Here is a 22,298-nt window from a genome sequence, read left to right as displayed (position 1 = left end):
TCCTTCCAGCCGCCCTTCCGGGCGGTTTTTTTATACCTGCAGCAGCGGCTGATAGACGCAGTCGCGCAGCTGCGCGTCGCTCCAGGGCTTGGGGAAGATGCGCCGTGCCGCGCCGCTGTTCAGGGCGTCCAGCGCCGCCGCGTAGCTGTCGTCGCCGGTCAGCAGGATGCGCTCGGCGCCGGGACGCTGCTCCGCCGCTTGGGCGAGGAAGTCCACGCCGCTCATATCGGACAGGCGCTCGCCGCACACCACCGCCTGCACGGGATTAATTTCCAGCAGCGCCAGCGCATCCGCGCCGCTGGACGCGGCCAGGATCTTGCTGCCGTCGCCCTTCAGCACGCGGTTCAGCGCGCGCAGCGTGGCCGCTTCCGCATCCACCAGCAGCAAGGTGTGCGTGACGGCGCTGGGCTCCGGCGCCTGCGTCGCCTTGGCCGTCACCGGCAGCTTCTTGCCGGAGGCGAGCAGCGCCGCATAGCCCTCGGCCGGCAGGGCCTTGCTGAACAGCGCGCCCTGCACCGCGTCGCAATGGCGCTGCTGCAGGCTGTGGAGCTGGGCTTCCGTCTCCACGCCGTCCGCCAGCACCTTCCCACCCAGCGTATGCGCCATCGACACAATCGCGCCGCACAGCACGGCCGCACCGGGCGAGACGCCCAGTTCGTGCACCAGCGCCGGGTCCAACTTCAAGCGGTCAAAGGGGAACTCTTTCAGGCAATACAGCGAAGCCTGGCTGCTGCCGAAATCGTCCAGCACCAGGCCCACACCCAGCTCCTTCAACTGCCGCAGCGTGGCGGCCGCAGCGTCCGGATTGTGCATCAGGCCTTGCTCGCCCACTTCCAGCACCAGCGAAGCGGCGGGCACGCCGCTGCTCTCCAGCGCATGCCGCACAGTGTCGGCCAGTCCGGGCAGCGAGAACTGGCTGGCCGACAGGTTGACCGCCACCGGCGGCATATGCAAGCCCTGGTCCGCCCATTCCTTCAGCTGCCTGCACGCCCGCTCTATGGCCCAGGCGCCGAATGGCAGCACCAGCCCGGTCTCCTCGGCCTGCCGGATAAAGTCCTGAGGCGCCAGCACGCCGCGCTGCGGATGCTGCCAGCGCAGCATCGCCTCGGCGCAAGTCACGCCGCCGTGCGCCAGGCTCGCTTGCGGCTGGTAGTACAGCAGCAGCTCGCGGCGCTCCAGCGCGCGGCCAAGCTCCAGCTCCATGGCGCCGCGCTGCGCCACCTGCGCATTGAGCGCGGTGGCGTAATAGCGGTAGGTATTGCCGCCTTGCTGCTTGGCTTGCTGCATGGCCTCCGCCGCATGCGCCAGCAAAGGACCGCCATCGTCGCCGTCGCCGGTGTCGTCGGGATACAGGCCGATGCCGGTGGAGCACATCAGCTTGAGCAGCGGCGTGTCCGGCGGCAGCAGGCTGGCGTCCACCGGCTGGGCCAGCGCGGCGGCCACGCGCGCCGCGATCTTGCCCGCGTGCGCCGCCGACACCAAGCATGGCAGAAGCACGATGAATTCGTCCGCGCCGGGGCGCGCCAGCACGGCCTTCTCGCCGGCTGCTTGCGCCAGCCGCAGCGCTGCCTGGACCAGCACCTGGTCCGCCACTTCCCGGCCCAGCTTTTCGTTGATCATGTCAAAGCTGTCCAGGTTCACATGCAGCGCGCCCAGCTTGCGGTGCGCTGCGGCGGCTTGCGCGGCCAGCGGCGCAACCTTGCGCTGCAAGGTCGCCAGCGTGGCCAGCCCGGTCAGGTCGTCGAAATAGACGGGATGCGCAGCCCGCTCTTCGGCCTCCGCTTCGGCGGCTGCGGCCACGGCCACGCACTGGGCATGCAGCTTGGTGCGGCCTATGCCCAGCACCAGGTCGTCCGCCAGGGTTTGCAGCAGCTTGAGTTCCTCGTCGTCGAAGCTTTCCGCGTGCACGGAATAGATGCCCAGCACGCCGAACGGCGCCGATTCCGGATCGGTACGCAAAGGCAAGGCTGCGGCGGCCAGCAGCCCGTGCGGCACGGCCGGGCGGTCGGCCGCATTGAACACCAGGTCGGTGACCAGCTGATTGGTCGTCATGGTGCGGTTCTGGTGGATGGCCGTTCCGAAGCCGCCCTGCTCGTGGACTTCCTCGCCCCAGCTCAGCGCCAGCTTGTGCACATAGTTCGCGTCCGTGCCGCCATGCGCGGCGACTTCGACACTGAATTTCTCGTCCTGACGCGCATAGCCCACCCAGGCCGCGCGGTAGCCGCCGTGTTCGCACAAATGGGCGCACACCGCGGCCAGCAGTTCCTTCTCGTCCTGCGCCCGCAACTGGGACTGCCAGCAGGCCGACAGCAGCGCCCAGGCGCGCTCCAGGCGGCGCAGGCGGGCGTTGTTATCGGCGTGGCGCTTGGCCGCGATGCTGGTTTCGTCGGCGATGCGGTTCATGGAACGCACCAGGATGTCGAATTCGCTGGCGCTGTCCGCGTCCGCGTCCAGCCGCTTGGCGCGGGCGCCGGCACGTGCGTGGCTGCCGCCGTGGCTGAAGTTTTCGGAGGCGATGGCGCCGGCGAAGGCGATGCAGTCGCGCAGCGTGCCGTCTATGCTGTGGGTGAAGCGCCGCGCCACCAGGATGCCAGCGCCGGTGGCCAGCGCCGGCAGCAGGAACATGGCCACCAGTGCGGTCAAGGCCAGCTGCGACGCGCGTTCGCGGGCGCGTTCGGACGCGTCGGCGGCGCGGGTGCTCAGCGTGTCGAGCAGCGGAGCCAGCGTGTTTGCAGCTTGCGGCGCCGCGCCGGCCTTGGCCTTTTCCTCGTATTCATAGCTGCTGGCGGTGACGGCCTGCGCCGCCCGGCGCACGCTCGATTCTCCGCTCAGACCGGCCACGTCGCGCATCTGCGCGCGCAGGGCCAGCAACGCCGCCGCCCGCGTGGCGGGAGCGTCCAGCAGGCGCAGATCCGCGCCCGCCTTGTGCGCCAGCTGCACCGCGTACTGTTCCTGGCCGCTGTAGGCGCGCCAGGCGTGCACCGCGTACAGGTGGACAAAACCGGCCAGCAGCGCAGCGGCCAGCATGGGCATGGCCAAACTGGCAACAACGGCCCACAGCCTGCTGTGCAGGCTTAGCCGCGCGAGGCGGCTGTCAAACTCCGCGAGCAGTGACATTTCGACATCTCCCATGTTCTAATAGTTAAGAACATAGTAGTCCGAAATTTGCCATATGGAAAGATTATCTTCGGGCGGAGAGTTCAGGCCGCCAGTAGCTGCTGGTGGCGAAACGCCTGCTGGACGCAGTCTCGCAGTTGCTCGTCATCCCAGGGCTTGGTGAAGTAGCGGTAGACGGCGCCGCGGTTGATGGCGTCGATCACGGAGTCCAGGTCGGCATAGCCGGACAGGATAATGCGGACGGTGTCCGGGTACAGGTCCTTCACGCGGCTAAGAAATTCAATGCCGGTCATTTCAGGCATGCGGTGGTCCGACAGCACCACCTGCACCGGACTCATGGCCAGCAGCTTGAGCGCATCGGACGCGCTGGTGGCGGCCAGGATCTTGTAGCCATCCAGCCGCAGCGCGCGGTTCAGCGAGCGGATGATATTCGGTTCGTCATCTAGCAGCAGCAAGGTGGGCGGGGTTTCCGCCGCATCCGGCAAGGCCAGCTTGTTGCCGCTTGCCAGCAACTGGGCGTAAGCGCCGGCCGGCACGGCTTTGCTGAACAGGTAGCCCTGCATGCTGTCGCAGTAGCGCCGCCGCAGGTAGTTCATCTGCTCCACGGTTTCCACCCCCTCGGCCACCACCTGCACGCGCAGATTGTGCGCCAGCCCGATCACCGCGTTGCAAATGGCCGCGTCGTCCGGCGACGTGGTGATGTCGCGCACGAAGGAATGGTCTATCTTCAAATGGTCGATGGTGAAGCGCTTCAGGTGGCTCAGCGAGGAATAGCCGGTGCCGAAGTCGTCCAGCGCGATGCCCACGCCCAGCTCTTTCAGTTCGCGCAGCGTGACGATGGCCGCCTCCACGTCCTGCATCACCGCGCTCTCGGTCAACTCCAGCACCAGCTGGCGCCCCACCACGCCGCTGCTTTCCAGCGCCCTGCGCACGGTCTGTACCAGGCCCGCTTGCTGGAACTGGCGCGCGGACAAGTTGACGGCCACTGGCGGTGATTTCACGCCCGCGTCGCGCCAGGCCTTGAGCTGGCCGCATACGTTCTCGATGGCCCACGCGCCTATCGGCAGCACCAGCCCGGTTTCCTCGGCCAGCTTGATGAATTCGCCCGGCGCCACCATGCCGCGCGTGGGGTGCTTCCAGCGCATCAGCGCTTCGGCGCCCACGACCACGCCGGTCTGCAGGCTGCATTGCGGCTGATAGTGCATGGACAGCTCGCCGCGTTCCAGCGCCCGGCTCAGCTCCGACTCCATGACGAAGCGCGAAGCCATGCGCGCGTTCAGCTCGGGCGCATAGTAGCGGCAGGTATTGCCGCCCTGCCGCTTCGCTTCCTGCATGGCCAGGCCTGCGTTGCGCAGCAGGTCGCCTATCTCGGCGCTGTCGTCGGGATACAGGCTGATGCCGATGGAGCCGAGCGGGCGTATGGCCGGCGCGCCGGGAGGCAGCAGTCCGGCGGCCAGCGGTTCAGCCAGCTGCGCCGCCATGCGGCTGGCCGCCTTTGCAGCGTCGCCCGGCGCGGCAAGTCCCGGCAGCAGGATGACGAATTCGTCCGCACCCGGACGCGCCAGTACCGCCCCCTCACCCGCGCAGTGGACCAGCCGCAGCGCGGCCTGCGCCAGCACCTGGTCGCCCACCGCGCGGCCCAGCGTGTCGTTGACGTCCTTGAAACGGTCCAGGTCCACGTGCAGCGCCGCCAGCGTCTTGCGGCCGGCGCGCGCTTGTTCCGCCAGCTGCAGCAGCTGTGCTTGCAGCGTTTCCAGCTTGGCCAGGCCGGTCAGGTCGTCGTAATTGACATGGCGCGCCAGCTGCGCCTCGGCGCGCTGGCGCTGCCCCGATTGGCGGCGGCTGACGATGCCGAAGGCCAGATCGTCCGCCAGGTCGTGCAGCAGCTGCAACTCCTCTTCCTCCACGGGGCCGCTCTGCTCGGAGTAGAGGCCCAGTACGCCGAACGCGGTGCGTTCACCATCGCCTTCGCCATCGCTCATCAGCGGCAGCGCCAGCGCGGACGCCAGGCCGTGCGGCGGCGTGAGTTCGCGCCAGCATGTGAAGACCAGGTCCGATGCGAGCTGGCTGGTGGCCACCGTGCGCACTTGGTGGATGGCGGTGCCGAAGCCGCCCTGCTTGTGCACGTCCGCGCCCCAGCTCAGCTGCAACCCGTTCACGTAATCCGCATCGGTGCCTGCATGCGCTGCGACTTCTATGGTCATGGCCTCGTCGTCACATGCGTAGCCCACCCAGGCCACGCGGTAGCCGCCCAGTTCCGCCAGATGCCCGCAGATGGCGTTCAGCAGCTCCGTCTCGCTGCCGGCTTTGGCCAGCGACTTGCTGCACGCGGACAGCAGCGCCCACGAGCGCTCCACCCGCTCCAGCCTTGCGGTCTGCGCGGCCGTACGCTCCGCGGCGGTGACGGTTTCGTCGGCGATGCGGTTCATGGAGCGCACCAGGATGTCGAATTCGCTGGCGCTGTCGGCGTCCGCATCCAGGCGGCGCGCGCTGGCGGCTGGTCGCGCCTGGCTGCTGCCGTGGCTGAAATTGCCCGCCGCGATTTCGCCGGCGAAGGCGATGCAGTCGCGCAGCGTGCCGTCTATGCTGCGCGTAATGCCGCTGGCCAGCACCAACGCACCCGCCGCCGCCAGCACCGGCAGCAGCACCATCGCCAGCAGCGCCACCCGTCCCGCAAGCACGGCGTGCGCATGCGCCTGCGCGGACGCGCCCGTAGCCTGTACTGCCAGCTCGTCGAGCAAGGGAGCCAGCGGTGGGGGTGCGGCGGCGCGGGCAGCCCGGGTGGTCTCGTATTCATAGGTAAGCAAAGCGACTGCCTGTGCTGCGCTGCGCACGTTCTCATCTCCGCTAACGCCGGCGATGTCGCGCATCTGCGCGCGCAAGCCGCTCAGCGTGGCGCGGCGCGTGGCCGCCACATCCAGCGCAGGCAACGCGGCGCTGCTCCGCAATGCCAGTTGCAGCGCACGCTGATCCTGTTCGGCAAAGGCGTGCCAGGCGGATGCGGCATACAAATGCAGCAGCACCACCACCAGCGCCGAGGCTAGCATGGGGATAGCCAAACAACTGATGACAGTTTGTAGTCTGGCGCGCAGACTGAGGCGGGCAAGGCGGGCGTGGAAGTTAGCGAGCAGTGCCATGGGCTGCGCCCGCGTGGCCGTGTTCAGGACAAACACTCAGGGTATTCATGCGGCATCTCCTGTAGTTCAGGCAGGCTGGCAGGAAGGACTGCGGAGTGATAGTACCGCGTTTTCAGCGGCGGGAAAAGAAGATGGCAACGCGGCGCGCACAAGCACGCGCCGCATTGCCATGCCGGCTTAGCCGATAATGCGCAGCGAGTAGTCCGTGGCGCGCACGTCCTTGGTCAGGCTGCCGATGGAGATGCGGTCCACGCCGGTTTCGGCGATGCCGCGCACCGTGTCCAGGTTGACGCCACCCGAACCTTCCAGCAGCGCGCGGCCCGCGTTGAGCTTCACTGCGGCGCGCATCATGTCGAGGTCGAAATTGTCGAGCAGGACCGAGGTGGCGCCGGCCGCCAGGGCTTCTTCCAGCTCGGCCAGGTTTTCCACTTCCACCTGTATGGTCACGCCCGCGCCGGCTTTGGCGGCCACGCGCTTGGCTTCCACCAGCGCGGCGGTGATGCCGCCCGCCGCCGCAATATGGTTCTCCTTGATCAGGATGCCGTCGTACAGGGCCAGGCGCTGGTTGGCGCCGCCGCCCACGCGCACCGCGTACTTCTGCGCCAGGCGCAGGCCGGGCAGCGTTTTGCGGGTGTCGAGCACGCGGGCTCCGGTGCCTTCCACCACTTGCGCGTAGCGGCGCGTGGCCGTGGCCACGCCGGACAACAGCTGCAGGAAGTTGAGCGCCGCGCGTTCGCCCGTGAGCAGCGCGCGCGACGGGCCTTCCAGCGTGCAGACCGCGCTGTCCGCCTTCATCATGTCGCCTTCGGCGTAGTGCCAGGTAATGCTGATGCCGCCGTCCACGGCCAGCATCACGCCTTCAAACCAGGGCGCGCCGCACAGCACCGCGTCTTCGCGCACCACCACGCGGGCGGTGCTGCGGCCTTCGGCGGGAACCAGCATGCCGGTCAGGTCGCCGGTGCCCACGTCTTCCAGCAGCGCGGCCAGCAGGTTGGATTCAAACGCCGCCTTCAACGGCGCGTCGAACGGCGCGTGGGGATTGCGTAAAGTACTCATGCCGGACCTATACCCTGGAACAGTTTTGCCTCTTGCGCCAGATCGGCGCTTGGCGCGACCTTGGCCTTCCTGGCTGCGGCGAAGTCCAGCATGCGGTCGATGGAGCGCTTGGCTTGCACACCGACGGCGGGGTCGACATGGATTTCGTTCTTCATATTCTCGAGCACGTCCGCCAGGTTCTGCAGGCCGTTCATGGCCATCCACGGGCAATGCGCGCAGCTCTTGCAGGTGGCGCTGTTGCCGGCGGTGGGCGCTTCGATGAAGGTCTTGCCCGGAGCGGCCTGGCGCATCTTGTGCAGGATGCCGTTGTCGGTGGCGACGATGAAAGTGTCCGCGTCCATGTTGACGGCGGCGGCAATCATCTGCGAGGTGGAGCCGACAACGTCGGCCTGCGCCACCACATTGGCCGGCGACTCGGGGTGCACCAGCACCTTGGCGTTCGGGTATTCGGCTTTCAGCAGATCCAGTTCCACGCCCTTGAATTCGTCGTGCACCAGGCAGGAGCCCTGCCACAGCAGCATGTCCGCGCCGGTTTCCTTCTGGATGTAGGAGCCCAGGTGCTTGTCCGGCGCCCACAGGATTTTCTTGCCCTGCTCGTGCAGGTGCTTGACGATGTCCAGGCCGATCGACGACGTCACCATCCAGTCGGCGCGCGCTTTCACGGCAGCGCTGGTGTTGGCGTAGACCACCACGGTGCGGTCCGGGTGCTGGTCGCAGAAAGCGGTGAACTCGTCGGCCGGGCAGCCCAGGTCGAGCGAGCAGGTCGCGTCCAGGTCCGGCATCAGGATGGTCTTTTCGGGGCTGAGGATCTTGGCGGTTTCGCCCATGAAGCGCACGCCCGCGACCACCAGGGTCTTGGCGCTGTGGTCGCGGCCGAAACGGGCCATTTCCAGCGAATCGGAAACGCAGCCGCCGGTTTCCTCGGCCAGGTCTTGCAGGTCGGCGTCCACGTAATAGTGGGCTACCAGTACCGCCTGCTTTTCTTTCAGCAGGCGCTTGATGCGTTCTTTGAGGACGGCGCGCTCGTCGGCGCTGGGGGTGGCCGGGGTACGCGCCCAGGCATGCGCGACGCAGCTGGTTCCTTGTTGCGGGTGCTCGTACTCGACTGGCTTGATGGCTAGAGTCTGTTGCATGATACTTAGAGGTGATGACGTGATGGCGACAATGACGACACTATCGCACATACAATAAAAAACTGCCCGGCGCCGCTCGAAAGCAGTGGCCGGGCAGATGGGGCAATTAGTTGATGCCCTGGCTGGTCAGGTATTCCTCGTAGTTGCCGCGGAAGTCGACGATCTCGTTTTCCTTGACCTCGAGGATGCGGTTGGCCAGCGAGGAAACGAATTCGCGGTCGTGCGAGACGAAGATCAGCGTGCCGGCGTATTTGTCCAGTGCGATGTTCAGCGATTCGATCGATTCCATGTCCATGTGGTTGGTCGGCTCATCAAGCAGCAGCACGTTGTGGCGGCCCAGCATCAGCTTACCGTACATCATGCGGCCCTTTTCACCGCCCGACAGCACGCGCACGGACTTCTTCACCTCGTCGCCGCCGAACAGCAGGCGGCCCAGGCTGGAGCGCACGGCCTGATCGTCGTCGCCTTCCTTGGTCCAGCGGCCCATCCAGTCGGTGAGGGTCAGGTCGGTGGCGAAGTCCTCGGTTGGATCCTGCGGCATGTAGCCCACGTTTGCGTTTTCCGCCCACTTGATGCGGCCGGTGTCGGCGTTCAGGCCGGTGATGTCCTCGCCGCCGATGCAGCGCAGCAGCGTGGTCTTGCCGGCGCCGTTGGCGCCGATAATGGCGATGCGCTCGCCCGCTTCCACCATGATGCTGAAGTTCTTGAACAGCTGGCGATCGTAGGCTTTGGAGATGTTCTCCGCTTCCACGGCCAGGCGGTGCAGCTTCTTCTCGCCGTCGAAACGCACGAATGGATAGGCGCGCGAGGACGGCTTCATGTCCTCGACCTTGATCTTGTCGATCATCTTGGCGCGCGACGTGGCCTGGCGGGCCTTCGACTTGTTGGCCGAGAAGCGGCGCACGAAGTCCTGCAGCTCGGCGACTTTCTCTTTCGCCTTGGCGTTGTTGGCCAGTTGCTGGTTGCGCGCTTGCGTGGACGCCAGCATGTACTCGTCGTAGTTGCCTGGGTAGATCTTCAGCGTGCCGTAGTCCATGTCGGCCACGTGGGTGCACACCTGGTTCAGGAAGTGGCGATCGTGGGAAATGATGATCATGGTGGAATTGCGCTCGTTCAGCACGTCTTCCAGCCAGCGGATGGTGTTGATGTCCAGGTTATTGGTCGGCTCGTCCAGCAGCAGGATGTCCGGATTCGAGAACAGCGCCTGCGCCAGCAGCACGCGCAGCTTCCAGCCTGGCGACACATTGCTCATCGGGCCCTGGTGCAGCGAAATGTCCACGCCCGCGCCCAGCAGCAGTTCGCCGGCGCGCGATTCGGCGGTGTAGCCGTCGTATTCCGAGACTTTGCCTTCCAGGTCGGCGGCGCGCATGTAGTCGTCGTCCGTGGCGTCCGGATTGGCGTAGATGGCGTCGCGTTGCTGCATGGCATCCCACATCTCGGTGTGGCCCATCATGACCACGTCCAGCACGCGCATGTCTTCATAGGCGAACTGGTCCTGGCGCAGCTTGCCCAGGCGCTCGTTGACGTCCAGCGCCACATTGCCGGCCGACGGCTCCAGGTCGCCGCCCAGGATTTTCATGAAGGTCGACTTGCCGCAGCCGTTGGCGCCGATCAGGCCATAGCGGTTGCCATCGCCGAACTTGACGGAAATGTTTTCGAACAGCGGCTTGGCGCCGAATTGCATCGTAATGTTTGCAGTGGATAGCACGTCTGAAGGCCCTTAAAGCGGTAAATTCACAACCTCGCATTTTACCACCCTATGGCCACAGCGTCAGCCAAACGCTCAGTGCACGTTTCTGGCGATGAAATACACAGCCGCCGTTAGCGAGCTGCAAATGACTATCATCGCGCCTATGACGCGCCGGGTATAGCGTGTGAACTCACCGTGCATCTCAGCTCTCAAGTTGCTCGTGTTTTCATTGGCTTTGGCGGTTTCACGTACCGTGAACTCGTTGACCTTGCTGAACTCCCGCACGGAGATCTCGTTAATCTTGCTAAACTCTCGCACGGAGAAATCGTTGGCCTTGCTAAACTCCCGCACCATAGTCTCGTTAGTCTTGGCGATCTTCTCGTGAACATTGGCAAATTCGCGGGCCATGTTTTCGCTAACCTTGGCAATTTTCTCATGCACATTGGAAAATTCACGCGCCATGTTTTCGTTGACCATGGCAATTCTGTCGTTGACCTTGCCAACCTCAATTGCCAAGTCTCCCTTGGTCACATAGTTGGAACGAATCACCTCAACCGTGGTCTTGACCACGGGGAGATTCTTTTCCACATTTGCAAGTCGCGAGAGCATGGCTTTATCATTGGCACGGCGCGGCTGGAAGTCAAGCGAGCCCGGGGATGGGGGCTGGTCGTTCGAGTTCATCATCGCTCCAGGCGGAGTACGGGGAATTGTCAGTATCCCCCTGCTACCCGCCCGGCGCTTTGCGCTTGCTCAATCGTCAGGCAGGCGCCAGGGTCGGGTAGCCGCTGGCCGTCAGGGTAAAGCTGCCAGCATCAGCGGCGGCGCTGTCCGATGCCAGATGCGCCCGCGCGCCGAAAGGCAGGGTGCAGCGCTCCTTGATGTGGCCGAACGGCAGCCCGGTCAGCACCGGGATGGACAGCCGCGAGCGGACGTAGGCCAGCATGGCGTCGAAATCGTAGCCGTTGTCGAAGGCCGCCAGGCGGTAGCCGGACACGTCGCCCAGCACCAGCGCCTTCTGCCGGTCCAGCACTCCTGCGTGCAGCAGCTGCAGCAGCATGCGCTCGATGCGGTATGGGTGCTCGTTGATGTCCTCCACGAACAGGATGCCGCCGTCAATCTGAGGGAAATACGGCGTGCCGAGCAGATGCACCAGCATGGCCAGATTACCGCCCCACAGCGTGCCCTGCAAATCCACCTTGGGATTGCCGCCCCCGCTCCCATGCACGCTATGGACCGGGCCGCGCAGGCAGTCCCACAGCTGGTTGAGCGTGTAGTCCACCGGCTCGTCGCGGATGAAATCGTCGCAGATCATCGGACCGGCGAAGCTGATGCGGCCCGTGGCCTGCAGCAAACCCATATGGAAAGCGGTGAAATCGCTGTAGCCGACAAACAGCTTGCCGCTGTCCGCCATGGCCCCGAAATCGATCTGCGGCAGGATGCGGCTGATGCCGTAGGAGCCGCGCAGCGCCATCACCACCTGCACCTGCGGGTCGGCCGCCGCCGCGTTGAGCTGCGCCAGGCGCGCCTCGTCGGTGCCGCCGAAACGCTGGTGCTTCAGCTCCGGCTCGTAGTAATTGTGGACCACGAAACCCTGCGCCTCCATGCGCGCGATGCCGCGCGCCAGCGCCTCTTCGTCCAGCGCGTAGCCGCCCGGCGCAGCGATTGCGATGCCCACGCCCTTCCCCATTTTTGAAGTACTCAAATCCGCTCAACCCAAGGTGACGCACCCGGGCGTTCAGGCAGCCTGGGAATGCCGGGCCATCTTACCCTGCACGTGCGGATCGATCAAGGCGAGCAGCCGCCCTATCAGCTGGGGCGGCAGGTCGTGGCCCATGCCTTCGATGATGTGCAGGTCCGCACCGGCGATCTGGCTGGCGGTGTCGATGCCGCAATCCACCGGCACCAGCGGGTCGTCGGCGCCGTGTATCACCAGCGCAGGCTTGCGGATCTGCTGGAGCAGCGGACTGCGGTCGCCATTGGCGGCGATCGCCACCAGTTGCCGCGCCACGCCGGCCGGATATACGCAGCGGTCCAGCGTGCGGCCTATGCGCGCCCGCAAATCATGCTCGGGCATGGGAAATCCGGGGCTACCGATCACGCGGAAGGTATCCACCAAGTGCTGCACCAGCTCCTCGCGGCTGCCGCCCTCCGGCGCCGGCGTGAGCAGCGATTTGCGCGCCGCCCGCGTCGGCCCCGGCAAACTGCGCCTGCCGCTGCTGGACATGATGGAAGTGAGGCTCAAGGTGCGCCGCGCGTGCCGCGCCGCGAACAGCTGCGCAATCATGCCGCCCATGGATACGCCGATCACATGCGCCTGCGGAATCTTCAGATGGTCCAGCAAGCCGTGCGCGTCGTCGGCCATGTCGTCCAGCGTGTAGGCTGGGCGTAGCGGCCAGCCTACGATGTTCTTCAAATAGGACAGCGGCAGATTCGGCACGCCCGCGCCGTCGAACTTGGTGGACAGCCCGCTGTCCCGGTTATCAAAGCGGATCACATGGCAGCCGCGCTCCACCAGCCCGTCGACAAACTCCTGCGGCCACGAAATCAGCTGCATGCCCAGGCCCATGATCAGCAACACCGGCGGCCCCGCCGTATCACCGCTGGTTTCATACGCAATGCTGATTCCGTTGGCGAGGGCGGTGGGCATGATTAGTACCATCCAAAAAGGTTTTGGAAAAACGGCGTCCGCTGGGGATCGAGATAGAGCAGCTTCTTGATGCCCGTGTGGGCCACGTGATCGAAACGGCGCCACTGTCCTTCGGGCTGCGCCAGCCTGTCGGCGACGGCGAACAGCGCGGTGGGATTGGCGCCCATGCCGACATGGCTGGCGTGCACTTCGATGTTCTCGGAGCTGGCAGTCTCCTCCTCCATGCTGCACTGCCAGGCCACCACGCCATCGGTGCGGCTGAAGATGGAGGTGGTGGGCACCGCTGGCCGCTGCTTGAGCATGGCGAAACGCGCCGAGTCGATTTCCTTCTCGCCCGATACCAGCTGGTACACGCGCCAGGCATTGGTAGCCTTGGGGCTGCCGGTAAACGGCGATCCCAGCGTGACGACCACGCGCACTTTATCGGGCAGCATCTTTGCAATTTCGCGCGCATACACGCCGCCCAGGCTCCAGCCCACCAGGCTGACGGTGCGGCCGGTGCGCGCGTGGATTTCTTCGATGCGCGCGATGCACGCTTCCAGCACGCCGGGCTTGGGGCCGAAGTTCAGGCCCTGCTCCCATGCGTAGGTGTCGTAGCCACGCTCGCTGAGGAAGCGCCGCAAAACAATGGTGGTGGTGTCGCCTGCAGCCAGGCCGGGGAATACCATGACGGGATGGCCGTCGCCAGAGGGAGCCAGGCGGGCGAAGGGGTAAGCCGCCAAAGCCGCACCCAGCTCCCAGGGTGCGCGCAGCTCCAGGGCCAGGCGCACAACGCCGGGCGCGCCCTCATCTTCTATTTGTTTGGGGGACCGCATTGAATCTCCTGCTTACAGGTAATGCCTGTTGCTGTTTGCATCAGCATAGCACCAACCCACAGCAGCAGGCGAACACGAATGGAGAGAGTGGCGTTTATTCCACAGCCGGCGGCAAGGCGGCTTTGCGCGCTTGCGCGGCAGCCGCGCGGCGGGCGGCGAAAAAGTCCTTCAGTACGCCGGCGCAATCGTCCGCCAGCACGCCGCCCACGGTCTGGGCGTGGTGATTCAGTTGTTCCTGCTCGAACAGATTGACCACAGAGCCGCAAGCGCCGGTCTTGGGGTCCGACGCGCCGTAGACGATGCGCGACAGGCGCGCATGCATCATCGCCCCGGAGCACATCACGCAGGGCTCCAGCGTGACGTACAGCTCGCAGCCCGGCAGGCGGTAATTACCCAGCGCGGCGGCGGCGGCGCGCAGCGCCACGATCTCCGCGTGCGCCGTGGGGTCATGCTTGCCTATCGGCTGGTTGTAGCCGCGCGCGATGACCACGCCGTCCTTGACCACCACGGCGCCCACCGGCACTTCGCCCTGGTCCCAGGCGCACTGCGCTTGGGCCAGCGCTTCGCGCATAAAGGCTTCATCGCCAGGAAGGGCCGGCGTTACATCAGGCATCGGTAATCTCTGCCCAGCAGTTCGGGGTTTCGTGCAGCACCAGCTTGTGCAGGTGCAGGCCGGTGCCGTAGCGGTCCTTGAAGGCCGCCTTCAGGATGTCGAAGGCCACCGCCGCCAGGTTTTCCACGGTAGGAATGCGGTCGATCACCACGGTCTTGTGGTTGGGCAGCGAAGCGAGGAATTCCTTGACCGCGTGGTCCTTCTCGTAGACCAGGAAGGCGTGGTCCCACACGTCCACCAGGTGTTCCTTGGCGATGGTCTTGACGTCCGAAAAGTCCATGATCATGCCGTTGTCCGAGTTGCCCTCGGCATTGATGACCTGGCCGGTCAGCGTGATTTCAAGGGTGTAGCGGTGGCCGTGCAGATTGCGGCACTGGCTCTTGTGGTCGGGAATGCGATGGCCTGCGTCGAACTCCAGCTTGCGGGTAATGGTCAGCATAGTAATAACTTAAGGTATTTGCAGCAGTTTATGGGTTTGCAGGCTCAGCTTCCATTTCGGATTGCGCTTGCAGGTTTCGATCGCCAGGGTGGTGTTGAACTCGGCCAGCGGGCCGTCCATCGGCTGCACGAAGAAGTTCTCGAAATCCAGGCCTTCGTAGGCGGACAGGTCCTGATCCTTTTGCGGGATCACCACCTTGATTTCATTGCCCTTGTGGACCGCCAGCGTGGAGCCCATCTTGGGGCTCACGCAGACCCAGTCCACGCCTTCCGGTACCGGCAGGGTGCCATTGGTCTCAATCGCAATCTCGAAGCCCACCTCGTGCATCGCGGCGATCAGGGCCGTATCCAGCTGCAGCAGCGGCTCGCCGCCGGTGAACACCACGTATTTGCTGGCAGGGTAGGTCTCAGGCCACAGGCTGTTGATCACCTCGGCCAGGGCCTGCGGCGTGGCGAACTTGCCGCCGCCCTCGCCGTCCGTGCCCACAAAGTCGGTGTCGCAGAACTGGCAGACCGCCGTGGCGCGGTCGCTCTCGCGGCCGGTCCACAGATTGCAGCCCGCAAAGCGGCAGAACACGGCAGGACGTCCGGCGTGGGCGCCCTCGCCTTGCAAGGTGTAGAAAATCTCTTTGATGCTGTAAGTCACGATGATTAACCCAATAGTCAACCTTCAATTATAGCGCAAAGCGGCGCGGTCATATAGTGTGGCGAAACTGTCAGGCATATGTGCAAGCCGCTTAACAGTTTGATATTTAGCAAAGTGCGCATATTGCTTCCGGGATATGTTGACAGCTGTTACGACAGCCGGAGGCCTCCATGACCGCATTCCACGTTGATATCCTGTCCGGCTGCTCCGTGCTTCTGGCGGCGCTGTCGCTGGCCTTGCTGTGGCGCTGCAGCAGATTGCAGCGCGCGCTGGAGGCGGCCCGCGCCTGCCATCCCCGCGTGCTGCACGAGGAGCGCCAACGCATCGCCGGCGATATCCATGACGACCTGGGCCAGAACCTGCTGACCCTGAAGATCGAGCTGGGCGCCCTGCAAAGCTTCCCCGGCATGCCGCCCTCGGCACGGGTGCACCTCGCCACCCTGCTCAGCCACACCGACGCCGCCGTGCGCTCCATGCGCGGCATTATCAATGGCCTGCGGCCGGTGGGCCTGGAGCACGGCCTGCGCTGCGCGGTGGAACGGCAATTGACGGAGTTCTCGCGCATCAATGGCATCCAGTACCAGCTCGAAGCGGCGCAATACGGCAGCGACGCGGCCTGCGCGGCAGACGCCACGCTGTTCCGCGTGCTGCAGGAATCGCTGTCCAATATCGCGCGGCACGCCAGCGCCACCGAAGTGCGCATCGCCCTGTGCCGCACCGCCGACGAATTGAGCATGACGGTGCGCGACAACGGCGTAGGCATGCGCGACGGTCCGCCGCGCCAGGGCTGTGGCCTGCTCGGCATCGAACACCGTGTGGCCGCCGCCGGCGGCTGCTTCGTACTGGCCAGCACGCCCGGCCGGGGCACGGCGCTCACCATCTCCCTTCCCACCGCCCCTGTTGCCGCCAATCAGCCATCCTTTGTTCCGCATCAAGCAAGGCGCTGAGCTGCCGCCGCACAATGAACCAAACGCAACAAATATAAGGAATCGTATGGCACAGGTTCTGCCTCTGTTCGACCCGGCCCAGGCCGGCCCCCATCAAGGCCTGGCGCTCAAGCTGATGGAACTGCTGGTGATCCCCACTTTTGTACTGGACCTGCACGGGCGGGTGCTGATCTGGAACCGGGCCTGCGAGCGCCTGACCGGGGTGCCGGCCAGCGAAGTGCTGGGCACGGCCGACCATTGGCGCAGTTTCTACCATCTGCCGCGCCCCACGCTGGCCGACCTGGTGGTGCAGGGCCGCAGCAGCGACGCGCCCCAGCTCTACGACCGCCACGTACGCCGCGCCGAAGACGCGGAAAGCCTGACGGCCGAAAACTGGTGCGATATGCCGCGCCTGGGCCGGCGCCGCTACCTGGCGGTGGACGCCAGCGCGGTCCGCGACAGCGACGGCGCCCTGGTCGCGGTGGTGGAAACCCTGCGCGACCTGACCGACGAAAAGAAGGCCCAGATCGCGCTGGAGCAGCTGGCCACGCGCGACGGCCTGACCGGCCTGGCGAACCGGCGCTGTTTCGACAGCACCCTGCAAGCGGAATGGCAGCGCGCCCTGCGCCAGCAGCAGCCGCTGTCGCTGCTGATGGTAGACGTGGACAACTTCAAGCAGTACAACGATGCCTACGGCCACCTGGGCGGCGACGAATGCCTGCAGCGCATCGCCACGGCGGTGGCCAGCGAAATGCGCGCCAACGACCTGGTGGCGCGCTACGGCGGCGAGGAATTCGCGGTGATCCTGCCCAACCAGTCGCTCAAGGGCGCGGCCATCGTGGCCGAACGCATACGCTGCCGCGTGGAGCAATTACAGCTGCCCAACCTGGGTTCGGGCAAGCAGTTCGTTACCGTCAGCATAGGCGCGGCAACCGCCCTGCCCGCGCCGGAAAACGACAGCTCCCAGCTGGTGGCCACGGCGGACGCCGCGCTGTACCGCGCCAAGCACATGGGCCGCAACCGCATCAGCCTCACGCAGGAGGTCCAGGACGGCTAGCCGTAGGGGGTGTATTCGATGCCGTTGCCTACCAGTGCGGCCACGCTGGCCTGGAACTCGGGCGACTCCGAAAAATTCAGCAGCTCCGCAGCGCGCGACAGGCCGGTGTGCAGCACGCCCACGTGCCAGGCCAGGCCCGCATCGTCCGGCGCTCGGTGCAGCACATTGTTGTACAGCAGGGTGACATATTGCGTGTCGTCCAGGGCGCCGTAGCGGTTGATGAACTCCGGGCTGCCCGCGAAGGAGGCTGCCGCGGAAACCAGGGCCAGTCCACGGTCCATGGCCCAGGTCCAGTAACCCTGCCCGGCGCTGTCGGGTGCGCGGTTCAGCGCACCCTGGTACAGCCGGTAAATCTGGCCGGACGCGCCGTCGATATCCAGCGCCACGGCGCCGTCGCTGAACAGCACGCGCTCAACCCCGGTCAGCACATCCACGCTGCCGCTGGCGTCGGTCACCGTGTAGCCCTTGCCGGACGCGCGTATCTGGGAGGCGCCGCGCGCGCTGCTGTAGACCAGCGTATCCAGCCCCAGGCCGCCGTCGATGAACTCATTGCCGGGCATGGCCGTGAAGATGTCGTTGCCATTGCTGGGGCCGCCCTGGCCCGCCAGAAGCAGATCGCTCACATTGACGCGCTTGTCGGCGAACTGCAGCACCTCCACGCCGGACAGCAAGTCCGTGCCCTGCCCTGTCACGCGCACCTGGTCCACCGTGCGGACAATGGCGTAATTGCCGTAAAACCCGCTGAACACCACCGTGTCTATCCCGTCGCCGGTGTTGATGATGTCGTCGCCCGCGCCCACGCGCACCACGTCCGCGCCGCTGCCGCCTTTCATGACATTGCCCGCGTCGTTCAGCGTGACCGTGGAGCCGCCGGCGCCGGTCACCACTGTGCGTATCGTTACGTTGTAGGCGATGGACACATTGGCCAGGCCGTTGCCGGTGCCGCTGAAGGCGCCCGCGTGCAGGTCGATCTGGGTGGCGCCGAAGCAGGCCGAAAAGTCGAAGGTATTGTTGCCGCCCGCGTCCCAGATGCAGACCGGCGCCTGGCTGCTGCCGAAGGAATACACGTCGTCGCCGGTGTGGTAGCTCATGTTCGCGCCGTACAGGTACTGGATAGCCTGTATGTCGTACAGCATGGGCGTGGTGTCGTAGCGGTTGTTGAAGGCCGACGAGTAGCGGTAGGACATCACCGAATAGTCGGTGTTGTCGGTGGCGGTGGGCAGGAAGGGGCCGTCCACGCTGCTGCCCGCCGAATCGTAGTTGCCGGGGTGCTTGAGGCCCAGCGTATGGCCAATCTCGTGCAGCAGCACGGCCGGGCCGAAGGTCCCGGCGGTAAATACGCTGTTGTAGTAGCCGCGGTTGTTCAGATACAGGTCCACTGCCGCCACGCCGGGTTCGGGCAGGTAGGCATAGCCGCTGCTGTTGTCCGCACTCTGGTCGTTGGTGCCGAAGCGCAGCTGGCCGCCGCTGGTCACCTCGACAAATGACACATTGGCCACATTGGCCCAAGCGTTCAGCGCCGCGCGCGTGGCCTGCTGCTGGGCGAACGACATGGCCTGGAAACCCTTGGCGTCGTCGCTGGTGGCGTCGCGCGGGGGGCTTTGCAGGAATTGGTAGGTCAGCGTTACCGCCGTCCCCGGCACACTGTTCCAGCTGCTATAGGCCAAGGCGTCTATGCTGTTGATACCGCTGCTCATACTCATAATGTGACGTGCGAAAGGTGAACCGATTTAACTTTGATGGTAGCACGCCGAAATGCCTAGGCATTCCAGCTTGAATATTTTATTCTTCCGCGTTGCCGCTCACCACCCGCCGAGCGGCATTTGACAATAAAAAGGAGAGAACCACGTGTCCAAGTTGTTACCATTCCTCACCCTGGCGCTAGCCGTGCCGGCCATGGCCGCACCGGCGGAGAGCGGCGCGGGCAAAGCCGACCTGCTGCCCTTCAAAGCCACCGAGAAAACCCTCGCCAACGGCCTGAAAGTGATCGTTGTGCCAACCGGCTTCCCCAACATCGTGTCGCTGCAGATCCCCGTGCAGACAGGCTCGCGCAACGAAGTGGAGCCCGGCAAGTCAGGCTTTGCCCACTTCTTCGAGCACATGATGTTCCGGGGCACCAAAGAATACCCGCCTGAAAAGTACCAGGACATTATCACCAAGGCTGGTGCGCGCCAGAACGCCTACACCAGCGACGACTTAACCAACTATTACACCACGTTCGCCAAGGATGACCTGGAAACCGTGCTGAAAGTCGAAGCGGACCGCTTCCAGCACCTGGACTACAGCGAAGACGTGTTCAAGACCGAATCGCGCGCGGTGCTGGGTGAATACAACAAAAACAGCGCCAATCCCATGTCCAAGCTGTTCGAGGTGATGCGCGACGCCGCCTACGAAAAGCACACCTACAAGCACACCACGATGGGCTTCATCAAGGACATCGAGGACATGCCCAACCAGTACGCCTACTCCAAGGTGTTCTTCGACCGCTGGTACCGCCCCGAGCGCACCACCATCATCGTAGCGGGCGACGTGGAGCCGCAGAAGGCCTTCGCCATGGTCGAGAAATACTGGAGCAAATGGCAGCGCGGCACCTACAAGACCGACGTGCCGGTGGAGCCGGCGGCCAAAGGCGCCATTTACAAGCACGTGCCCTGGGCCACGCCTACCCTGCCGCTGGTGACCGTGGCCTTCCGCGCCCCGGCCTTCTCCGAGAAAGCCAGGGAACAGGCCGCGCTGTCCATGCTGCTGTCGCTGTCCTTCGGCCGCACCTCGCCGCTGTTCAAGCGCCTGGTGCAGGACGAACAGAAGGTGGACCAGCTGTTCGACAGCACGCCGAACCGCGTCGATCCTACGCTGGCCATGGTGGGCGCGCGCGTCAAGCGCGGTGACGACGCCGTCTATGTACGCGACGCCATCATGCAAACCATCGCCAAGGCGCGCACCGAAGCGGTGAGCGACAAGACCCTGGCCGAAGCCAAGTCCGCGCTGAAATACGGCGTGATCCGCTCGCTGGACAACACCGAGCAGATCGCCGGCACGCTGGCCTCCTTCGTGCACTTCAACCGTTCCTACGGCACCATCAACAACTACTACCGTGTGCTGGACTCGCTGACTCCGGCCGACCTGCTGGCCGCCGGCCGCAAATTCCTGACCGACGACGGCATGGTGGTCACCACCCTGTCGCACTCCACCTTGCCGGCCGAAATCGCCACGCTGCCGAAACTGGCCAGATTCGAGCCCAAGACCGGCAAGGCCAATATCGACATCCTGGTGCAGAAGTCCGCGCTGCCGCAAATCCGCTACAAGCTGCTGTTCTCGGCCGGCGCCGCGCATGACCCGGCCGGCAAGGAAGGCCTGGCCGCGCTGACTGCGGCGATGGTGGCCGCAGCCGGCTCCAGCGACCGCAAGATCGACGAAATCGCCAAAGCATTCTTCCCGATGGCAGGCAGCTTCACCGAGCAGACCGACAAGGAAATGACCACCTTCACCGGTTCCATCCACAAGGACAACTGGACCGCCTTCAACGAGATCGCGCTGCCCATGCTGCTGTCGCCGGGCTTCCGCCAGGAGGACTTCCGCCGCCTGAAGGACGCCCAGAAGAACGCCCTGCAAACGGACCTGAAGGACAACAACGAGGAAGAACTGGGCAAGGAGCGCCTGCAGACCAATGTGTTCGCGGGCAGCGGCTACGGCCACGCGGCGCTGGGCACCGTCAAGGGCCTGGACAGCATTACGCTGGACGACGTGAAGAGCTTCTGGAAATCCGCCTACACCCAGGGCGCCGTGCGCGTCGGCATTTCGGGCGACGTCACGGACGCCATGACCGCCACGCTGAAGCAGGCGCTGGCCAAGCTGCCGGAAGGCGAGGGCCTGCCCGCCACCACGGCGCCGGTTGGAAAAATGCCGAACGGCCTGGAAGTGGAAATCATCGAGAAGAACACCCGCGCCACCGCGATTTCCTTCGGCCTGCCGCTGACGGTCACGCGTTCGCATCCGGACTTCCCTGCGCTGTGGATGGTGAAAACCTGGCTCGGCGAGCACCGTTCGTCCAGCGCCCTGCTGTACCAGCGCATCCGCGAACTGCGCGGCATGAATTACGGCGACTATGCCTACACCGAGGCTTTCCCGCGCGGTATGTTCCAGTTCTTCCCCAACCCCAACCTGGGCCGCAAGGCGCAGCTGTTCGAGGTGTGGATCCGTCCCGTGGCGCCTGAAAACGGCCACTTCGCGCTGCGCATCGCGCTGGCGGAGCTGGACAAGGCGCTCAGCAAAGGCATGAGCAAGGAGCAGTTCGACATCACGCGCGGCTACCTGATGAAGAACGTCTTCGTCATGACCTCGACGCAAGACCAGCAGCTGGGCTACGCGCTCGACTCGCAGTGGTACAACACGCCGGAGTTCACAAAACTGATGCGCGACGGCCTGTCCAAGCTGACCGTGGACGACGTGAACGCCGCCATGAAGAAGCACCTGTCGGCCAAAAACCTGTCGGTGGTGATGATCACCAAGGACGCCGCCGGACTGAAGGAAAAGCTGGTCAGCGACGCCCCTTCGCCTATCAAGTACGACGGCAACAAGCCTAAGGAAGTGCTGGACGAAGACCAGGTGATCGGCAATATGAAGCTGAACATCAAGCCGGAGGCGGTGAAGATCACGCCTGCGGCCGAGGTGTTCGCCAACTAAGCCAATATCTACGCGATACGGCGTATCACGCTGAAGCAGATCTCGCGGCGCACGACAAAGCCTAGTTTTTCATAGACTTGCTTTGCGCCGTTTTCCGTTTTCACATGCAGGAAAGGCGTCTTGCCGGACGCCTGGATCTGCGCCATCAGCGTCAGCATCAATGCCCGCGCGTGGCCTGCGCCGCGCGCCGCCGGGCTGGTGCAGACCGCACTAATCTCCGTAAACTCCCCCAGCGCCATGCGCGTGCCCGACATGGCAGACAGGCTGCCGCCCGCTGCGCGCACGCCAAGGTAGCGGCCCATGGTGATGGTCTTCTGCACGAAGGGACCGGGCTTGGTTT

The 22,298-nt window shown here is 65.0% G+C and carries 17 protein-coding genes; 3 read left to right on the top strand and 14 right to left on the bottom strand.

The genetic code is table 11. The features are described 5' to 3' along the window. Positions 1-30: 30 nt before the first annotated feature. From GTP77_RS06150 to queE, 12 genes are all read right to left on the bottom strand, one after another. A complete protein-coding gene (locus GTP77_RS06150; RefSeq protein ID WP_161071292.1) occupies positions 31-3,117 on the bottom strand; it encodes an EAL domain-containing protein in 3,087 nt (1,028 codons plus the stop codon). Positions 3,118-3,200: 83 nt separating this feature from the next. Then, positions 3,201-6,164 carry an EAL domain-containing protein gene (locus GTP77_RS06145; RefSeq protein ID WP_161071291.1) on the bottom strand — a complete coding sequence of 988 codons (2,964 nt, stop codon included), beginning with the start codon at positions 6,162-6,164 and terminating at the stop codon, positions 3,201-3,203. Positions 6,165-6,431: 267 nt separating this feature from the next. Next, entirely contained in the window at positions 6,432-7,310 is an 879-nt protein-coding gene (gene nadC, locus GTP77_RS06140; RefSeq protein WP_161071290.1) for a carboxylating nicotinate-nucleotide diphosphorylase, read from the bottom strand. Next, on the bottom strand, positions 7,307-8,443 hold the full coding sequence (gene nadA / locus GTP77_RS06135) for a quinolinate synthase NadA (protein ID WP_161071289.1): 1,137 nt from the start codon (positions 8,441-8,443) through the stop codon (positions 7,307-7,309). Before nadA ends, nadC begins: the two co-directional genes overlap by 4 nt. A gap of 106 nt (positions 8,444-8,549) precedes the next feature. Next, positions 8,550-10,151 carry an ABC-F family ATPase gene (locus GTP77_RS06130; protein WP_161071288.1) on the bottom strand — a complete coding sequence of 534 codons (1,602 nt, stop codon included), beginning with the start codon at positions 10,149-10,151 and terminating at the stop codon, positions 8,550-8,552. A 75-nt stretch (positions 10,152-10,226) separates the two neighbouring features. Next, a complete protein-coding gene (locus GTP77_RS06125) occupies positions 10,227-10,817 on the bottom strand; it encodes a hypothetical protein (protein WP_161071287.1) in 591 nt (196 codons plus the stop codon). A 73-nt stretch (positions 10,818-10,890) separates the two neighbouring features. Further along, on the bottom strand, positions 10,891-11,820 hold the full coding sequence (gene ldcA / locus GTP77_RS06120; RefSeq protein WP_161071342.1) for a muramoyltetrapeptide carboxypeptidase: 930 nt from the start codon (positions 11,818-11,820) through the stop codon (positions 10,891-10,893). A 48-nt stretch (positions 11,821-11,868) separates the two neighbouring features. Then, the gene (locus GTP77_RS06115; RefSeq protein WP_161071286.1) at positions 11,869-12,780 is read right to left on the bottom strand and encodes an alpha/beta fold hydrolase; all 912 of its coding nucleotides are present in this window, start codon (positions 12,778-12,780) and stop codon (positions 11,869-11,871) included. A 2-nt stretch (positions 12,781-12,782) separates the two neighbouring features. Next, complete coding sequence (locus tag GTP77_RS06110; protein ID WP_161071285.1) at positions 12,783-13,595, bottom strand: esterase/lipase family protein; 813 nt, start codon at positions 13,593-13,595, stop codon at positions 12,783-12,785. Positions 13,596-13,689: 94 nt separating this feature from the next. Further along, positions 13,690-14,208 (bottom strand): tRNA adenosine(34) deaminase TadA, encoded by a 519-nt coding sequence (tadA, locus tag GTP77_RS06105; RefSeq protein ID WP_161071284.1) that lies wholly within the window; start codon positions 14,206-14,208, stop codon positions 13,690-13,692. Next, entirely contained in the window at positions 14,201-14,647 is a 447-nt protein-coding gene (queD, locus tag GTP77_RS06100; RefSeq protein ID WP_161071283.1) for a 6-carboxytetrahydropterin synthase QueD, read from the bottom strand. The genes tadA and queD overlap by 8 nt, the downstream gene beginning before the upstream one ends. A 9-nt stretch (positions 14,648-14,656) precedes the next feature. After that, positions 14,657-15,292 (bottom strand): 7-carboxy-7-deazaguanine synthase, encoded by a 636-nt coding sequence (gene queE, locus GTP77_RS06095; RefSeq protein ID WP_161071282.1) that lies wholly within the window; start codon positions 15,290-15,292, stop codon positions 14,657-14,659. Between the two features lie 170 nt (positions 15,293-15,462). Here queE and GTP77_RS06090 point away from each other — a divergent pair, with 170 nt between their 5' ends. Beyond that, positions 15,463-16,239, top strand: a complete 777-nt coding sequence (locus GTP77_RS06090) for a sensor histidine kinase (RefSeq protein ID WP_161071281.1) — start codon at positions 15,463-15,465, stop codon at positions 16,237-16,239. Positions 16,240-16,285: 46 nt separating this feature from the next. Next, positions 16,286-17,275 carry a sensor domain-containing diguanylate cyclase gene (locus GTP77_RS06085; RefSeq protein WP_228892758.1) on the top strand — a complete coding sequence of 330 codons (990 nt, stop codon included), beginning with the start codon at positions 16,286-16,288 and terminating at the stop codon, positions 17,273-17,275. On the opposite strand, the gene GTP77_RS06080 is transcribed toward GTP77_RS06085, so the two are convergent. Further along, positions 17,272-18,978 (bottom strand): DUF4214 domain-containing protein, encoded by a 1,707-nt coding sequence (locus tag GTP77_RS06080; RefSeq protein ID WP_187358620.1) that lies wholly within the window; start codon positions 18,976-18,978, stop codon positions 17,272-17,274. The two genes, GTP77_RS06085 and GTP77_RS06080, sit on opposite strands and share 4 nt — an antisense overlap. Before the next feature lie 145 nt (positions 18,979-19,123). Between GTP77_RS06080 and GTP77_RS06075 the strand changes: the two genes are divergently transcribed. Next, positions 19,124-21,958 carry a M16 family metallopeptidase gene (locus GTP77_RS06075; protein WP_371869330.1) on the top strand — a complete coding sequence of 945 codons (2,835 nt, stop codon included), beginning with the start codon at positions 19,124-19,126 and terminating at the stop codon, positions 21,956-21,958. Between the two features lie 8 nt (positions 21,959-21,966). Here GTP77_RS06075 and GTP77_RS30555 read toward each other — a convergent pair whose 3' ends face one another. Continuing rightward, entirely contained in the window at positions 21,967-22,260 is a 294-nt protein-coding gene (locus GTP77_RS30555; RefSeq protein ID WP_260048641.1) for a GNAT family N-acetyltransferase, read from the bottom strand. Positions 22,261-22,298 lie beyond the last annotated feature (38 nt).

Source organism: Pseudoduganella aquatica (assembly GCF_009857595.1).
In the GTDB taxonomy this organism is placed as follows: domain Bacteria; phylum Pseudomonadota; class Gammaproteobacteria; order Burkholderiales; family Burkholderiaceae_D; genus Rugamonas; species Rugamonas aquatica_A.
Note: the sequence above shows the minus strand (reverse complement) of the source record. Positions and strands in the feature narration are given on the sequence as shown.

Bases quoted from the DNA above. Each gene is read 5' to 3' on its own strand.
- GTP77_RS06150 (WP_161071292.1), bottom strand. From the start codon at position 3,117: ATGTCACTGCTCGCGGAGTTTGACAGCCGCCTCGCGCGGCTAAGCCTG.
- GTP77_RS06145 (WP_161071291.1), bottom strand. From the start codon at position 6,164: ATGCTAGCCTCGGCGCTGGTGGTGGTGCTGCTGCATTTGTATGCCGCA.
- nadC (WP_161071290.1), bottom strand. From the start codon at position 7,310: ATGAGTACTTTACGCAATCCCCACGCGCCGTTCGACGCGCCGTTGAAG.
- nadA (WP_161071289.1), bottom strand. From the start codon at position 8,443: ATGCAACAGACTCTAGCCATCAAGCCAGTCGAGTACGAGCACCCGCAA.
- GTP77_RS06125 (WP_161071287.1), bottom strand. From the start codon at position 10,817: ATGATGAACTCGAACGACCAGCCCCCATCCCCGGGCTCGCTTGACTTC.
- ldcA (WP_161071342.1), bottom strand. From the start codon at position 11,820: ATGGGGAAGGGCGTGGGCATCGCAATCGCTGCGCCGGGCGGCTACGCG.
- GTP77_RS06115 (WP_161071286.1), bottom strand. From the start codon at position 12,780: ATGCCCACCGCCCTCGCCAACGGAATCAGCATTGCGTATGAAACCAGC.
- GTP77_RS06110 (WP_161071285.1), bottom strand. From the start codon at position 13,595: ATGCGGTCCCCCAAACAAATAGAAGATGAGGGCGCGCCCGGCGTTGTG.
- tadA (WP_161071284.1), bottom strand. From the start codon at position 14,208: ATGCCTGATGTAACGCCGGCCCTTCCTGGCGATGAAGCCTTTATGCGC.
- queD (WP_161071283.1), bottom strand. From the start codon at position 14,647: ATGCTGACCATTACCCGCAAGCTGGAGTTCGACGCAGGCCATCGCATT.
- GTP77_RS06090 (WP_161071281.1), top strand. From the start codon at position 15,463: ATGACCGCATTCCACGTTGATATCCTGTCCGGCTGCTCCGTGCTTCTG.
- GTP77_RS06085 (WP_228892758.1), top strand. From the start codon at position 16,286: ATGGCACAGGTTCTGCCTCTGTTCGACCCGGCCCAGGCCGGCCCCCAT.
- GTP77_RS06080 (WP_187358620.1), bottom strand. From the start codon at position 18,978: ATGAGTATGAGCAGCGGTATCAACAGCATAGACGCCTTGGCCTATAGC.
- GTP77_RS30555 (WP_260048641.1), bottom strand. From the start codon at position 22,260: ATGGGCCGCTACCTTGGCGTGCGCGCAGCGGGCGGCAGCCTGTCTGCC.